We start from the raw sequence: 15,787 nt of genomic DNA, 5'->3' as shown, positions 1-15,787 counted from the left end.
GTGCGGGGCGAGCGGGCGGTACGGGGACCACGGAACATACGGTCGGCGCGGGGGCCGGTCGCCGGGCGGCTGGTCATAGGCTTCCGAGCTCCTTGTCGATGAGGTCGAACAGCTCGTCCGCGCTGGCGACCGAGTCCAGTTCGGCGTCCTCCGGCTCGGCGGCGGCCGTGCGCCGTACGGGTGCGGCGGCGCCGTCCTGGACCTGTGCGAGCAGGTCCTGGAGCCGTGCGGCGATCCGGGTCCGGTCGTCGTCGTCGACGGACGCGGACGCGAGGGCGCTCTCCAGGCGGTCGAGTTCGCCGCCGACGGAGTCGGCGCCGGAGATCTCCGGCGGCGCGATCTCCTCCAGCAGGTGCCGGACGAGCGCCAGCGGCGTCGGGTAGTCGAAGACGAGGGTGGCGGGCAGCCGTACGGAGGTCGCGGCACCGAGCCGGTTCCGCAGCTCCACGGCGGTCAGCGAGTCGAAGCCCAGGTCCTTGAACGCCTGGTCGGGCTCGATGTCGTCGGCGGACGCGTGCCCGAGTACGGCCGCTGCCTGCGCCGCGACAACGTCGGTGAGCAGCTGTTCGCGGTCGGGGGTGGACAGCGGTGCCAGCTGGTCGGCCAGGGAGGCGCCGCCCGGCGCCGCGCCGCCCGACGGCGACTCGACGGCGCGCCGCTGGGTCGTGCGGACGAGGCCGCGCATCATCGGCGTGACCAGCTCGGGCTGGTCGCGCAGCACGGACACGTCCAGGTTCATCGGGAGGAACACGGGGCGGTCCAGGCCGGCCGCGGTGTCGAGCAGGGCGAGGCCCTGGTCGACGGCGAGCGGCAGCATGCCCGTACGGGCCATGCGCTGCATGTCGGCCTCGCTGAGGTCGCTGGTCATGCCCGCTCCGGGCGCCCAGGCGCCCCAGGCGAGGGAGGTCGCCGGGAGGCCCTGTGCGTGCCGGTGCTGGGCGAGCGCGTCCAGGAAGGCGTTGGCGGCGGAGTAGTTGCCCTGCCCGGCGCCGCCGAAGGTGCCCGCGATGGACGAGAAGACGACGAATGCGGCGAGGTCGGCGTCCCTGGTCAGCTCGTGCAGGTTGGCGACCGCGTCCGCCTTGGGGCGCAGCACCGTGTCAAGCCGCTCGGGGGTCAGCGAGCCGATCACGCCGTCGTCCAGAACGCCCGCCGTGTGCACGACGCCCGTCAGCGGACGGTCGGCGGGAATGCCCGCGAGCAGACCCTTCAGCGCGTCACGGTCAGCGGCGTCGCTCCGTCCCCCGAGATTTACACCTCAGCCTTGGTCGTCGGCTTCTGATGTGTATACGAGACGGCGGGTTGGGGGGGCGTGCTTCCGGTTGTTGCCGCCTGACCGTATGCCTGTCGTCGCCCGGATGACAATTTTCTGTAACCTTCGGCGCACGGAAATCCCCCAGTATGCCGTGAAGGCCCGGTGTCCAGGGTCTGGGACGGGCACGTCGCGGCCGCCGCCCCTGGACTAGATTGCCAGCGGCGACCTGTGACGACGGTGCCGGGGCGTACGGGCGCTCGGGCGCTCCGGCGGGCACACCAGTGCGACGCGAGTGCGGCGTGTGCGGCGTGACACAAAGTGCGGCGGGACACAACGCAACAAGGCGCGACACAGCAACAAGGGGAATGACGGACGTGTCAGGGCAATCAGGGCAGCGGCAGGACGTGGCGGCCGCGGCCCGCATCGTGGTCAAGGTCGGCTCCTCCTCCCTGACCACCCCGGCGGGCGGGCTGGACGCCGACCGGGTGGACGCGCTGGTGGACGTCCTCGCCAAGTACGAGGGCAGGGAGATCGTGCTCGTCTCCTCCGGCGCCATCGCCGCCGGACTCGCCCCGCTCGGGCTGGCACGCCGCCCCCGCGACCTGGCCCGCCAGCAGGCGGCGGCCAGCGTCGGCCAGGGGCTGCTGGTCGCGCGGTACGCCGCGTCCTTCGCGCGCTACGGCCGCCGCGTCGGCCAGGTGCTGCTGACCTCCGACGACACCAGCCGCCGCGCCCACTACCGCAACGCCTACCGCACGCTGGAGCAGCTCCTCGCCATGGGCGCCGTCCCGGTCGTCAACGAGAACGACACCGTCGCCACCGACGAGATCCGCTTCGGCGACAACGACCGGCTCGCCGCGCTCGTCGCCCATCTCGTACGGGCCGACCTGCTCGTGCTCCTCTCCGACGTCGACGGGCTCTACGACGGCAACCCGGCCACGCCCGGCACCTCGCGCATCGCCGAGGTCACCGGGCCCGCCGACCTGGCGGGCATAGAGATCGGCAGCGCCGGCCGGTCCGGCGTCGGCACCGGCGGCATGGTGACCAAGGTGGAGGCCGCCCGTATCGCCGCGGCGGCCGGCGTCCCGGTGGTGCTCACCTCCGCCACCCACGCCGGGGAGGCCCTCGCGGGCGGCGCCACGGGCACGTACTTCCACCCCACCGGGCGGCGCGCACGCGGCAGGCTGCTCTGGCTCGCGCACGCCTCGGTGCCGCGCGGCGCGCTCGTACTGGACGACGGGGCCGTACGGGCGGTGGTGGAGCGCCGCAGCTCGCTGCTGCCCGCGGGGATCGCGCACGTGGAGGGCGGCTTCGCGGCGGGCGACCCGGTGGAGCTGCGCGACGGGGAGGGGCACCCGGTGGCGCGCGGGCTGGTCAACTTCGACGCGAGTGAGATTCCCCGCCTCATCGGCCGCTCCACCCGAGACCTGGCCAGGGAGCTGGGCCCGGCGTACGAGCGGGAGGTCGTGCACCGGGACGACCTGGTGGTGCTGCGCCCGTAGCGGCGTGTCCCTGACGGCCGTCACATCTGTGCGAGATCGGAAAAAGACCGGTCTTTCCGCGGACACCTTCGGCAAAAACGCCACGCGAGGGCTCGCGGACTGGTCAACTTTGTCGCGGGGGCCGTACGGGAAGACGGCCCGGATGCGCAGCACCAGCAGCACTTCAGGAGGCCACCCGGTGAGACGACTGGCCAGCGTCGAGTTGGGTTCGCCCCAGCGGAACGGCGGCACCAGCCCCTGGCCCGTGCCCCGAGGGGAAGCGCATACAGCGGACCGCGAGGCGGCCCGGCTCTGGCACATCACGCTCAGCGTCGCGGGCGAGGAAGCACCCCTCAAGGAGGTGCGGCGCGCGCTCGAACAGCTCGCCCACGACCATCCCTTTCTGCTCACCAGCCGCTACGCCAACGACCACGCCGAGATCCGGTACTGGGAGGAGGCGCGCGACCTGCACGACGCCGCGGCCGTCGCGCTCAGGCTGTGGGGCGAGCACCGCTCCTCCGCCAGCCTGCCGCCGTGGGAGATCGTCGGGCTGGAGGTCGTCGGACGCGAGACGTACCACCAGCGGCTCGCGGCGGGGTACGGTCCGGCGCCCGCGACGCCCGTCGGCGTACACCCGTTCTGAGCCGTGCACGCGCGCACGCGTTCCGGCCGCTTCGGGACGTATCCGGCCGTCTCGGGCCGTGTCGGGTGGTCTCGGGCTGTGTCCGGCCGTCTCGGACCGTGGACCGGGCGCTGGACCGCTCGTCCGCCGTCACTAAGCTTCATCACATGACGCGGATGAGCAGCGACACCCCCGGCACCGACGCATCGCCCGTGACCCAGACCGCCCGGCGCGCCCGCGAGGCCGCGGCCGAGCTGGCGCCGCTGCCGCGTACGGCACGCGACGGCGCGCTGCTCGCCGTCGCCGACGCGCTGGAGGCCCGTGCGGCGGAGATCGTCACCGCCAACGGCGACGACACCGCCAAGGCCCGCGCCGCCGGCACCCCGGACGCCATCGTGGACCGGCTGACGCTCACCCCCGAGCGGATCGCGGCCATCGCCTCGGACGTGCGCGACGTCGTGGCGCTGCCCGACCCCGTCGGCGAGGTCGTCCGCGGCTCCACGCTGCCGAACGGGCTGGAGCTGCGCCAGGTACGGGTGCCGCTCGGCGTCGTCGGGATCATCTACGAGGCCCGGCCCAACGTGACCGTGGACGCCGCCGCCCTATGCCTCAAGTCGGGGAACGCGGTGCTGCTGCGCGGCTCCTCCTCCGCGTACGCCTCCAACACCGCGCTCGTCGGCGTCCTCCGCGACGCCGTCGCCGGTGCCGGGCTGCCCGCCGACGCGGTGCAGCTGGTGCCGGGCGAGAGCCGCGAGTCCGTCAAGGAGCTGATGCGCGCACGCGGCCTCGTCGACGTGCTGATCCCCCGCGGCGGCGCGTCCCTGATCCGTACGGTGGTGGAGGAGTCCACGGTCCCGGTGATCGAGACGGGCGTCGGCAACTGCCACGTGTACGTGGACGAGCTCGCCGACATCGACATGGCGGTGGACATCCTCGTCAACTCCAAGGCGCAGCGCCCCAGCGTGTGCAACGCCGCCGAGACCGTCCTCGTCCACGCCGGCATCGCGGACGCGTTCCTGCCGCGCGCCCTCGCGGCCCTCACAGAGGCGGGCGTGACCGTGCACGGCGACGAGGCGTGGCAGCGGGCGGGAGCGGACGTCGTGGCGGCGACGGACGAGGACTGGGGCACCGAGTACCTCTCGTACGACATCGCCGCCGCTGTCGTGCCCTCCCTGGAGGCCGCGGTCGGGCACATCCGGCGCTGGACGTCCGGGCACACCGAGGCGATCGTCACCCGCGACGCGGCGGCCGCGCGCCGCTTCAGCACGCTGGTCGACTCGACGGCGGTGATGGTGAACGCGTCGACGAGGTTCACCGACGGCGGGCAGTTCGGCTTCGGCGCGGAAATCGGGATCTCCACCCAGAAGCTGCACGCGCGCGGCCCTATGGGGCTGCCGGAGCTCACCTCCACCAAGTACGTGGTGACGGGCGACGGCCACACCAGGGGCTGACCGGCGGCGGGGGTCGTGCGCCGGTTCCGCGGCGCTCGTGTACCGGTCGCGCGCCGGACGCGCGCCGGTCATGCGCCGATTCGCGGACGGATTCCGGCTCTCCCTGCCCAAATCGACCGCATCGGTCTACGCTGGACAGCGTGCCGGACGAAGTGGGGGGCCAGCCGTTCCCGGACGGCGAGGAGCCCGACGACCGCCATCACGGGGAAGCGGACGACGAGTTCGCCTCCGTGGTCTTCGACGAGCACTTCGTGCGGTCAGCCGAAGTGCACGAACCCACCGCGGTGGAACGGATACTCGCCGCGGCCCAGTCTCACGCCGAGACCGAGACCAACCGCCCGTACGACGACAGATACGGCTACGGACCGGGCGGCGAGGGCGAGTTCGACCCCGACGATCCGGACGGCCCGGACATTCCCGACGGGCCCGACGGCCGCGACGGGCCCGGACGGCGCCGCATCACGTACGGCGAGTACGACGACTACCTCCCCGGCTACGGGTACGGCGGGTACGGCTTCGGCGGCTACGGCAGCTACGGTCACGACCCGGCGTACGAGCACGGCGCCGACTTCGGCTACCCGTACGGGCCGCACGACGGCCCGCCGCCCCCGTACCGAGGGCACGCCCGCTGGCAGCGGCCGGTGGCCTGGGTGCTGGCCGTGGTGATGGGGATCGGCGTGGTGGCGCTCGCGTTCGCCGCCGTCTACCGCGGCGCGTCCAGCCAGCGGCAGGATCCGTCGCCGCCGCCCGCGACCAGCGGGGTGGGGTCCGCGCCCGCACCCGACGAGCGGGAACGGGTCTCGCCGGGCGCGCTGCCGTCGGCGTCGCAGGGTGCGCCGGCCGGCGCGGAAGCGGGCTGAGAGCGGCGCCAGCCGGGCTGAGCAGGCGCTCAGGACGCGGGTGCGGTGAGGCGCGTTGCAGGGCGTGCCGCGGGGCTCGCGACGGGTCGGCCAAACTGCAGGAACTTGTCTCGTACCAGTGAGTTTACGAGGGGGCGCGCCGACCTACCCTGTCCTTATGGCCGGGCGTGAAGAACCTCCGCAGGGGCCTCCGGAAGGTAGCCCGGGAGGCGGCGACGACGAGTACGGCTCTCTCGTCTTCGACGAGTCGTTCGTCGAGGCCGCACGCCTTCAGGAGTTCTCCGCGCAGGAGCGGCTGGAGGACGAGGAGCACGCCGCCGTACGCAGCCGCCCCGCCCGCGCCGTCGGCAAGGGGATCAGCGGCTTCAGCGCGTCGAGGCAGGGCATCGTGCTGGTGCTGCTCATCTTGATCGCCTTCGGCACGGCCATCTACATGGGCATCCAGAACCCGTACCCGAGCCCCTCCGGCGGGCCCACCGAGCCGATGCGGCTCACGATGCTGCCGCTGGCGCCGCGGGGCGAGGTGCCTGGGTCCACGCCCGGCGACCTGTTCGAGCACAGCCCGGCCGCCCAGTTCCGTACCGGCGCCGAGGGCGTCACGCTGCCCTCCGCGCACGGCAGCGAGCACTTCTCGGAGAGCCAGGTGCTGGCGGCGCTCACCGGCGCCAAGGACTACGTGGTGGCCAGCTCGCTCGACCCCGCCGTCCTCACGGGGAACGCGGCACGGTCGGTGCGGATCCTGCTCGACCCGGCGCAGCTGGAGCAGTTCGACCAGAGCATCGAGCGGCCCCGCAGCGACGGTCAGCACGCGGCGACCGGCTGGATGGTGCGCTTCGACCCGTCGAAGGTCGCGCTCGCCGACCGCGACATCCGCGTCAACGGCACCCTCGCCGTCGAGGAGACCGGCCCGAACGCGCTCGAAGTGACCGCCGACCACGTCTTCGTCTACGCGCTGCGCCCGGCGGGCGCCGGGGAGGGCGAGAAGGCCGCGGAGAGCGCGTCGCTCTTCACGGTGCGCCGCGAGATGCGGTTCCACTTCGAGCGCGACGACCTGCGGGACCACCAGCTGCACGTGGAGCAGGCCGCCGTCCGGGCCGGGCCGATGGCGTGCACCTCCGACCCGGCCGAGACCCTGACGCCGCTGCTGGCGGGGGAGCGTGCCGAGGACGACGGACCGGCCGGGACCGACCCGTACGCCCGGGGCCCGGGCCGCGGCTCGCTGTGCGGCGTGCTCTCGGAGTCGGCCCAGCCGAACCCGACGCGGTAAGCCGTACGTCCCGTGCGGTGAGCCGTACGCGGCTGGTGCGGCCGGCCGCGCATGCCGCCGGACCCTCGCCGTGGTGCGAGCCCGCCGTGGCGGCGGGACAGGATCGCGGGCTTCGCCCGCGGGCTCCCGCAGGGAGTCGCACCGCTACGCGGTCACTCCTGCGTGCCGTCCGTCTTGCCGCCGCTCCCGCTTCCGCCGCCGTTACCGCCGCTGCCGTTACCGCCGTTGCCGCCGTTGCCGCCGCGGCCTCCCGTGAAGGTGTCGCGGAGCTTGCCGCCGAGGTCGCCGGCGCCGCCCGCGATGTCCCGCACGAGACCCGCCAGCGGGTCCTTGCTGGACTTCATGGAATCGGCGTAGTGGTTCGCGGACTGCCGGAACGAGTCGGACACCGACGAGGTCTTGTCGTCCTCGCGCTTGTCGTAGTGCCCCTCCATGATCCGCTGGTAGTCGCGGCTGCCCGCCCACTTCCGCAGCTCGGCGGCGCGGACGGTGGTGAAGGGGTGGGTGCGCGGCAGCACATTCATGATCTTGAGCACGGAGTCCCGGAGGTCGCCGCCCGCCTCGTACTCGTCCGCCTGCTTCAGGAACGCGTCGACGTTCATCTCGTGCAGGTGATTGCCGCCCGCGAGCTTCATCAGGCCGCGCATCGACGCCTGCAGGTCCTGCCCGACAAGCAGCCCGGCCCGGTCCGCGGACAGCTCCGACTTGCGGAACCACTCGCGCAGCGCCGTCACTATCGCCATGATCGCGACGTTCCCGAGGGGGATCCAGGCGACCTTCAGCGCGAGGTTGGTGAGGAAGAGCAGGATCGTGCGGTACACCGCGTGGCCGGAGAGGGCGTGCCCCACCTCGTGGCCGACGACCGCCCGCATCTCCTCCTCGTCGAGGAGCTCGACCAGCCCGGTCGTGACCACGATGATCGGCTCGTCCAGGCCGATGCACATGGCGTTCGGATTCGGGTCCTGGTTGACGTACATCGGCGGGACCTTCTCCAGGTCCAGGATGTAACAGGCGTCGCGGAGCATGGCGTTGAGATGCGCGAACTGATCGTCGCTCACCCGCACCGAGTCGGAGAGGAAGAGCAGCCGCAGGCTGCGCTCCGGGAGCAGCCCGCTCAGCGCCTTGAACACGGTGTCGAAGCCGGTGAGCTTGCGCAGCGCCACCAGCGCGGAGCGGTCCGCGGGGTGCTCGTACGCCCGGGATGAGATCCCGGGGAAGCGGCGCCGGTCGCGACCGGGAAGGTGCTCGGTGCCGTCCGTGCCGTTCGTCATGGTCGTTCTCCCCCTCGTTCGGCTGGGCCGCCCAGCCTAGGGGGTGAACGGACCGGCGGCCCGTACCGTTCCCGGGTTGGGACAACTGCGGGTTCGGGGGCTGCCATTGACGGCTACGCTCTGTAGGATCCAGGTGGACGAACAGTGGCGGACAAGCGGCCAGTGGCGGACACGCTGATGACCAGGTGACCAATGGGGGGCGCCGTGGTGGTTGAGGTCAGGGTCGTGCTCGAGTCCGGGGGAGAGCCGGGATCGGTGGCCGTCGCCACCGAGGAGCTGCGCCGCCGCCTCGAAGGCCTCAAGGGCCACGAGAACGGCTGGCAGGAGGTGCGGGTCGAGCCCCGCACCGGCGGCCCGCCCACGCAGGGCGCGATCGGCGACATCGTGCTGGGCTTCGTCCTCGGCGAGGTGCTGCCCGCGACGGCCCTGGCGACGGCGGCGTACGTGGTGCGTGCCGTCTACGGCCACTTCCGCACGCAGCCCGACCCGACGCAGCGCGCCGTCCTCAGCGAGCCCGGCCTGCACATCGTCCTCACTCCGGACATGACCCCGGAGCAGCTCGCCCACGCCGAGGAACTGTTCCGGCTGTGGATCGAGCGCCACCGGCCCGGGGAGGCCGAGGGGGAGTGAGCCCGGAGGAGGTCCCCACCGGACGGAACACCGTGTGTGTGCTCGTGGCGGTCGACTCCTACGAGCACCCGCCCTTCGAACCGATCAGGGGCGGCAAGGCCCGGCACAACGTGGACGCCCTGAAGCGCGTGCTGCGAGGGCACGGGCGGCGGTCCCGGCGTACGGTCGCCGTGCACTCCCTGGTCAACCCCGGGCACCCCGACGACATCCGGCTCCTGCTGCGCGAGTTCGAGCGGGAACCGCCCGCGCTGCTCGTCTTCTACTACATGGGCCACGGATATCTGGACCCGAAGGACGAGTACGAGCGGGACAAGCTGTATCTGGCCACCAGCGGCAGTTCGGCGGCGAACATCGCGCACAGCGCGTACGCCTTCCGCGACCTCGCCCTGCACCTCCAGCACATCGGCGCCGACCGCACCGCCGTCATCCTCGACTGCTGCTTCTCCGGGAACTTCCCCACGGACGTACGGCCCGAGGACAAGCACTTCAGCGTGCTCGCCGCCGCCCCGAAGGGCTTCCTCATCTCGCCGGGGCCGCCCGAGGAGCCGATGACGCCGTTCACCGCACAGCTCGTCCGCGCGCTGGAGGAGGAGCCGCGCGGAATGGGCGAGTTGGGGGTGCGGCTGCGGGAGCTGGCGGCGGAGCCGGACAACCGGCCCGTGACGCCGTACATGCCGTGGAGCCCGGTCGAGATCTCCGCCGGGGACGGCGGCCGGACGGTGCTCGTCCCGTACGAGGAGGAGGGTGAGGACGGCCCGCACCCCGAGCCGGGCCCTCCCGCACCGGATCCTGCGCAGCGGCAGCACCCCGGCCTGCGGCCGGGCGTGGCCGCCCGCCGGCTGCGCGCGGCGTTATGGGCGGCCCTGGACCGGCGCCCGGGGCGCCGCCTGCCGCCGCGCCGGCAGGCGATGGCCCTCGCCCTGGTGCTGCTGCTGCCCGTCGGGGCCGCCGTCGCCGTCGTCGCCGCGAACGGGGGCGGCGGCGCGGAGCCCTGCCCCGTGCCGCTGGAGCTGCGGATGGCCACGGCGCCGGAGGAAGTGGAGCCGATGCGGGACCTCGTACGGAAGTTTGAGGGCTCCCCGCAGAACCGGCCCGACGGCCCCGCGTGCCGCGCCGCCCGCTTCACCGTCTACGCGGCCAGCCTCGACGCCCTCACCAAGGGCTTCGGCGACGCCAAGCGCTGGGGCTCCTCCGGGACGCTGACCGAGGTGGGGCCGCAGCCGGACGTGTGGGTCGCCCAGTCCAGCGCCGCCGTCTCGCAGGTGCGCAGCGCCCTGGTGCCGCCGCCCGGCGGTGCGCGGGACGGCTCGCCGGCCCGGCTCAGGCACGACCAGTTCTTCAGGCCGAGCACGCTGATGAACGACCAGCCCGTGCTCGTCGTCACCGGGAAGGCGCGCGAGCGGCTGTCGCTGCCGTCCGCACGCGACGAGCCGGGCCGTACGGACTGGAAGTCCCTCCGGGCCGCCCTGCGCCGCCTGGACGCCGCGGAACGCCCCGCGCTGCTCCGCCCCAACCCCACGGTGTCGGACGTGGGGCTGGCGCACACGCTGGGCATGTACGCGGCGTCCGGCACGGGGGAGTTCGGCACGGACAGCGGGCTGCTGCCGGACAGCGAGGTTGAGTGGCTGGAGACCGAGGTGATCAGCCAGGGCCAGTCCATCGCCGCGAGCGCGCAGGCGCTGTGCACGCTCAGCGGGGACGCTGCCGCCGGGGCGCTCGTCAGCGGCCGCCAGGCGGAGCTGTTCGTACGCGAACCGGACCACTACTGCACGGAGAAGGAGGCCGAGGTCGACGTGCACCGGTACGTCGTCGGGGGCGGCCCGCCGCTCGACCACCAGCTCGTGGAGATCGCCTGGCCCGCCGACGACCGTACGGAACGCGCCGACGCCATCGGGCGGTTCGGCGACTGGGCGCGGACGGAGGACGGGCGCAAGGCGATCGGGGAGGCGCGGCACACGCCGCCCGGCTCGTACCTCTTCGAACTGTCGGACAAGGACGTCGGCGACCGGATGGACCGGTTCCAGGCGGCGCATCCCCCGGTACGGGTCAGCGTCCTCTTCGACGTCACCCGCTCGATGCTGGAGAACGGCCGGTTCCCGGCGGCCAGACGGGCCGTCGAGGAGTCCCTGGGCAGGCTGGGCGAGTCGGACCGGTACCGCGTCACGGTCTTCCCCACCGGCAAGGACGGCTCCGGCACCGACGCCGTGGCGGACTGGACGGCGGTGCCCGAGGACGGCGGCGTCACCCTGCCCGTCAGCCCGTCGCTGCCTGAGGCGAACGGCCGCCAGGCCGACCTGTACGGCACCCTCCGGAAGACCGCCGACGCGGTGGCGGAGGAGGACGCGGGCCGTACGCCCGGGGCCGCGCGGCACGTGATCGTGCTGGTCACGGACGGCGACTACGTGAAGGGCCGTACGCCCCGGGTGCGCGCCCTGGAGGACGTGGCCGGGGAGCTGGGGCAGCGCGACGTACCGGTGATCGTGGCGTCGATGCGCCCGTACGGCTGCGCGGCGGGCCGCGACACCGGGGTGATCGCCGCGGAGTCGGGCGGCGAGTGCGAGTCGTCCGGCGACCTTGCGGCGGAGCTGCCGCGGCACGTGGCGGCGCTGACCGAGGGGAGGCGGACGGGGTGAGGGCGGGCACCGTACGGAGCGGGCGGGGTCGCGGGCGCGGGAGCGGTCACGGAGGCGCGGGGCGTACGGGCGTGGGGCGTACGGGCGCGGTGCGGCGCGCCCTGGCGCTGGCGGGGGCGCTGCTGCTGGCCGGTACGGCCTGCGCGGACGGGGCGCCCGCCGGAGGGGCGGCGCGCGCGGCGCCGGGCGCGGGCGAGATCCGTATCGTCGTCAGCCCCGATCTGACCTCCGGCGGCATCGCCAAGGAGCTGATCGAGGAGGCCGCCGGGCGGCTGGGGCTGGCGGGCCGGGTGAGCATCGTGGAGCTGCCGGACGACTCGGACGGGCAGCGCAGCCAGCTCGTCGCCGCCCTCCAGGCGGGAAACCGGGACCACTACGACATCGTGAACCTGGACGTCACCTGGACGGCCGAGTTCGCCCGGCAGCGGCTCATCGAGCCGCTCGAAGGCGAGCTGGCCGGCCTGGACACGCGGGACGAGAAGGGCATCTGGCAGTCCGTACGCGACACCGTGGAGTACGACGGCAAGGCGTGGGCCGTCCCCTGGAAGACGGACGCCGGGCTGCTCTACTACCGCGCCGACAAGCTCGAGGACGACCCCGGCCTGCGCACCTGGCGGCAACTCGTGGGCACCGTACGGCGCTACGAGCCCTCCGCGGAGGAACGCGGCACGCTGCGAGCGGGCCTGGTCACGCAGCTCGACTCGTACGAGGGCCTCACCGTCAACACCCACGAGGCGGTCTGGCGCAACGGCGGCGAGATCGTCGGCGAGGGCGACGACGTACGGGTCGCGGCGCCGGAGGCCCGGCGCGGGCTGCACGAGCTCGGCGACGCCTTCGACCGCGACGGCGCCGGCCAACTGCCCGTACTCGACCACGAGTCGCTGGAGAGCGACGAGACCCGGACCATCGAACGCTTCCTGGCGGGCGAGGCACTGGCCATGCGGAACTGGCCGTTCGCCATCTCCCGGCTCGAGGAGCACCTGCGGAAGTCCGACAGGCGCGGCTCGGACGGCGGCGCCCCGCGCTACGGCGTCACCGCGCTGCCCGACGGCGACGGCGCCGGCTTCAGCGGGAACGCGGTGCAGGGCGGGTACAACCTGGCGATCGCCGAGGGCAGCCCGGACGCCGGGCACGCGCGCCGGCTGATCGAGGAGATCACCTCGGACGGCGACCTGACGCGGCGGCTGTACGAGGGCGGCTCCGTGCCGGCCCGCAAGTCGGCCATCCCCGGCGGCTGTTCACCGTGGGGCCGTTCGCTCCCGGACGAGGTCCCGCGGGGCACGCTGCGGGAGCAGTACGACGAGGCGCTGTGCTGGTCGATGGAGCACGCGCGGGCCCGCCCCTCGACGTCCCGCTACGCCGCGGTGACCCGGGACATCCAGGACGTGATGACCAAACGCCTGCGGCGCGCGCCCGGCGAGCCGCCCGTGGACGAGCACGCGACACCCGGCGACCTGGAGCGGCTGCTGCGGAAGTCGCTGGCGGGACGCTGACCCGCCCGCGGATACGGAGGCGGATACGGAGGCGGATACGGAGCCGGAGTGCACGGTCGGCGTGAGGCCGTGGGGAACGCACGCATACGATGTTGCCGACAGGTCCCTGCCCGCTCCTTCCTGGATTGGTTCAGCCGACGATGACTTCGATCAGCTCCGCGCACGACACCCTTGTCACCGTCGCCTCCGGCGGCGGCGAACACGGCGGCGGGCACGAAAGCCTCAGCGCGTACGTCATCGGGGGCGGCACGCTGTTCGCCCTGCTCCTGCTGCTGTGGATCACCACCCGCTTCAACAGGGACCGCTGAGCCACGCCTCCGGCGTGTGCTCGCAGCGGCTAAGGTCGGCACGCATGGGAGAGCACATAGTGCCCGGCACGGCCAAGCGGCGGCTCGGCGTGATGGGCGGCACCTTCGACCCCATCCACCACGGCCACCTGGTCGCGGCGAGTGAGGTCGCCGCGCGTTTCCACCTCGACGAGGTGGTGTTCGTGCCGACAGGCCAGCCGTGGCAGAAGAGCCACCAGACGGTGTCACCCGCCGAGGACCGGTATCTGATGACCGTCATCGCGACGGCCTCCAATCCGCAGTTCTCGGTCAGCCGCAGCGACATCGACCGCGGCGGGCGCACGTACACCATCGACACCCTGCGCGATCTGCGGTCCGAGCACCGGGACGCGGACCTCTTCTTCATCACCGGTGCCGACGCCCTGGCCCAGATCCTGACCTGGCGCGACGCCGAGGAACTGTTCTCCCTCGCGCACTTCATCGGGGTGACCCGGCCGGGCCATCCGCTTACCGACCCGGGGCTGCCGGACGGCGGCGTCTCGCTCGTGGAGGTGCCCGCGCTGGCGATCTCCTCGACGGACTGCCGTGCGAGGGTGGAGCGCGGCGATCCGGTCTGGTATCTGGTGCCGGACGGCGTCGTGCGTTACATCAGCAAGCGGCAGTTGTACCGGAACGGGGCGGAGGGGGCGCGGACGTGACAGACGGCTACGGATACGACCCGTATGGCCAGCAGCAGCCGCAGATCCTCGGCTACGACGAGTACGGGCGGCCGATATACCAGCAGGACCAGCAGCAGGCACCGCAGCAGAACGTCCAGCCGCAGCAGCAGCCGTACGGATACGACCCCTACGGCGCGGCCGCCGACAGCGGGCAGCAGCAGCCCGTATACGACGGGTACGACCCGTACGACCCCTACGGCTCGCAGACCGGGCAGCAGCCCGCGTACGACCCGTACGGCCCGGCCGCGGACACCGGGCAGCAGCAGCCCTCGTATCCGTACCCGCAGCAGGGCGGGGGCCAGGCGGGCCAGGATCCGGCCGCGTACTACGGCGGGCAGCCGCAGCAGCAGGCACCGCAGCAGCACGTCCAGCCGCAGCAGCCGCAGCAGGACCAGCAGCAGCCGTACGGATACGACCCGTACGGCACCGCCACCGACACCGGCGGCCGCGTCCCCCGGCAGGCACCGCCGCCCGAGGCGGAACGGTCACGGCAGCAGCCCGAAGGCGGCTACGACACCGAGCAGTTCTCGTTCGTCGAGGAGGAGACCGACGACTCCGAGGACGTCATCGACTGGCTCAAGTTCACCGAGAGCCGCACCGAGCGGCGCGAGGAGGCGAAGCGGCGCGGCCGGAACCGCAAGAGCGCGCTGATCGTGCTGCTCGTGCTCGCCATGGTGGGCGGCCTCGGCTACCTCTGGCAGGCCGGCAAGCTGCCCGGCGTCGACAACGGCTCCGACAGCGGCAAGGCCGCGGCGGGCGAGAAGCGCGACGTGCTGGCCGTACACCTCCTCTCCACCGACAGCGACGCCAGCTCCACTGCCCTGCTCGTCGACAACGACACCGCGAAGAAGGGCACCACCCTCCTGCTGCCCAACTCCCTCGCCGTCTCCACCGCCGACGGCGGGACCACCACACTCGGCAAGTCCGTCAAGGACGAGGGCGCCACCCCGACCCGGGACGCCCTGGACCGGCTGTTCGGCGCGCAGATCAAGGGGACGTGGCGGCTGGACACCCCGTACCTGGAGATCCTCGTGGACTCCGTCGGCGGCATCGCCGTCGACACCGACACCGCCGTGCCGGGCAAGAAGAAGGGCGACAAGCCGCTGGTGGAACGCGGCAAGGCGACGAGCCTGGACGGCCGGGCGGCCGTCGCGTACGCCACGTACAGCGCCACGGGCGAGCAGAAGGCCAAGCAGCTCACCCGCTTCGGGCAGGTCATGGAGGCCGTCCTGAAGAAGGTGTCCAGCGACAAGGCGGGCGCCACCAACACCGTGAAGTCACTCGGCCAGATCCTCGACCCCTCGCTCTCCGAGGAGTCGCTCGGCGCGACTCTGGCGGGGCTCTCGGCGCTCGCGAAGGACGGCGCGTTCGATACGAAGGTGCTGCCCGTCGAGACGAACGGGACGCTCAGCCGGAGCACGAGCGACGGCCTGGTCAAGGACGTGCTCGGCGGCACCGTCAAGAACTCCGACCCGAGCGCCGCACCCACCGTCAGCGTGCAGAACGCCTCCGGCAGCAAGGGCGCCGCGGAGGCGGCACGGGTCGCGCTGGTCAACGGCGGCTTCACGGTCGTCGACGGCGGCCAGGGCGGCGGCAGCGGCGGCACCTCCCAGGTGACGTACGCGAACGCGGCGCAGAAGGCGCAGGCCGCGGAGGTCGCCAAGACGCTCGGACTGCCGGACGGCGCCGTACGGAAGGGGAAGGGCGCGGGCAACGCCGACGTGACGGTCGTCCTGGGCAAGGACTACAAGGGCTGAGCGCCCGTGCGCGTACATGAGATCCTGGGGTCTGTTGCCCGGGCCTGCCGGCCCGGGCCAA

At 73.1% G+C, this 15,787-nt stretch carries 12 protein-coding genes and 1 pseudogene; 11 read left to right on the top strand and 2 right to left on the bottom strand.

Annotated elements, in window-relative coordinates; translation table 11 throughout:
• Nucleotides 1-73: 73 nt before the first annotated feature.
• Nucleotides 74-1,234: pseudogene (locus tag DVA86_RS36280) on the bottom strand (type I polyketide synthase); the annotation flags it as partial.
• Nucleotides 1,235-1,620: 386 nt separating this feature from the next.
• On the opposite strand from DVA86_RS36280, the gene proB reads away from it, so the two are divergent.
• From proB to DVA86_RS14545, 5 genes are all read left to right on the top strand, one after another.
• Complete coding sequence (proB, locus tag DVA86_RS14565; RefSeq protein WP_208878739.1) at nucleotides 1,621-2,757, top strand: glutamate 5-kinase; 1,137 nt, start codon at nucleotides 1,621-1,623, stop codon at nucleotides 2,755-2,757.
• Nucleotides 2,758-2,899: 142 nt separating this feature from the next.
• The gene (locus tag DVA86_RS14560) at nucleotides 2,900-3,379 is read left to right on the top strand and encodes a hypothetical protein (protein ID WP_425470831.1); all 480 of its coding nucleotides are present in this window, start codon (nucleotides 2,900-2,902) and stop codon (nucleotides 3,377-3,379) included.
• A gap of 155 nt (nucleotides 3,380-3,534) precedes the next feature.
• Complete coding sequence (locus DVA86_RS14555) at nucleotides 3,535-4,809, top strand: glutamate-5-semialdehyde dehydrogenase (RefSeq protein ID WP_208884691.1); 1,275 nt, start codon at nucleotides 3,535-3,537, stop codon at nucleotides 4,807-4,809.
• A gap of 140 nt (nucleotides 4,810-4,949) precedes the next feature.
• Nucleotides 4,950-5,669: an SCO2584 family spore wall biosynthesis protein gene (locus DVA86_RS14550; protein WP_208878738.1), complete on the top strand. Its 720-nt coding sequence runs from the start codon at nucleotides 4,950-4,952 to the stop codon at nucleotides 5,667-5,669.
• Between the two features lie 157 nt (nucleotides 5,670-5,826).
• The gene (locus DVA86_RS14545; RefSeq protein WP_208878737.1) at nucleotides 5,827-6,936 is read left to right on the top strand and encodes an SCO2583 family membrane protein; all 1,110 of its coding nucleotides are present in this window, start codon (nucleotides 5,827-5,829) and stop codon (nucleotides 6,934-6,936) included.
• Between the two features lie 152 nt (nucleotides 6,937-7,088).
• Here DVA86_RS14545 and DVA86_RS14540 read toward each other — a convergent pair whose 3' ends face one another.
• Nucleotides 7,089-8,207 carry a M48 family metallopeptidase gene (locus DVA86_RS14540; RefSeq protein ID WP_208878735.1) on the bottom strand — a complete coding sequence of 373 codons (1,119 nt, stop codon included), beginning with the start codon at nucleotides 8,205-8,207 and terminating at the stop codon, nucleotides 7,089-7,091.
• 204 nt (nucleotides 8,208-8,411) lie between these two features.
• Between DVA86_RS14540 and DVA86_RS14535 the strand changes: the two genes are divergently transcribed.
• The 6 genes from DVA86_RS14535 to DVA86_RS14510 all read left to right on the top strand — a co-directional run bounded on the left by DVA86_RS14535 (nucleotide 8,412) and on the right by DVA86_RS14510 (nucleotide 15,726).
• Nucleotides 8,412-8,837: a hypothetical protein gene (locus DVA86_RS14535; protein ID WP_208878733.1), complete on the top strand. Its 426-nt coding sequence runs from the start codon at nucleotides 8,412-8,414 to the stop codon at nucleotides 8,835-8,837.
• On the top strand, nucleotides 8,834-11,470 hold the full coding sequence (locus tag DVA86_RS14530; protein WP_208878731.1) for a vWA domain-containing protein: 2,637 nt from the start codon (nucleotides 8,834-8,836) through the stop codon (nucleotides 11,468-11,470). Before DVA86_RS14535 ends, DVA86_RS14530 begins: the two co-directional genes overlap by 4 nt.
• A 71-nt stretch (nucleotides 11,471-11,541) precedes the next feature.
• On the top strand, nucleotides 11,542-12,963 hold the full coding sequence (locus DVA86_RS14525; RefSeq protein ID WP_208878729.1) for an extracellular solute-binding protein: 1,422 nt from the start codon (nucleotides 11,542-11,544) through the stop codon (nucleotides 12,961-12,963).
• Nucleotides 12,964-13,103: 140 nt separating this feature from the next.
• Nucleotides 13,104-13,271: a hypothetical protein gene (locus tag DVA86_RS14520; protein ID WP_208878728.1), complete on the top strand. Its 168-nt coding sequence runs from the start codon at nucleotides 13,104-13,106 to the stop codon at nucleotides 13,269-13,271.
• A 44-nt stretch (nucleotides 13,272-13,315) separates the two neighbouring features.
• The gene (gene nadD, locus DVA86_RS14515; RefSeq protein ID WP_208878726.1) at nucleotides 13,316-13,948 is read left to right on the top strand and encodes a nicotinate-nucleotide adenylyltransferase; all 633 of its coding nucleotides are present in this window, start codon (nucleotides 13,316-13,318) and stop codon (nucleotides 13,946-13,948) included.
• Nucleotides 13,945-15,726: an LCP family protein gene (locus DVA86_RS14510; RefSeq protein ID WP_208878724.1), complete on the top strand. Its 1,782-nt coding sequence runs from the start codon at nucleotides 13,945-13,947 to the stop codon at nucleotides 15,724-15,726. The genes nadD and DVA86_RS14510 overlap by 4 nt, the downstream gene beginning before the upstream one ends.
• Nucleotides 15,727-15,787 lie beyond the last annotated feature (61 nt).

Origin of the sequence: Streptomyces armeniacus (genome assembly GCF_003355155.1) — a bacterium.
GTDB classification, from domain to species: Bacteria; Actinomycetota; Actinomycetes; order Streptomycetales; family Streptomycetaceae; genus Streptomyces; species Streptomyces armeniacus.
Note: the sequence above shows the minus strand (reverse complement) of the source record. Positions and strands in the feature narration are given on the sequence as shown.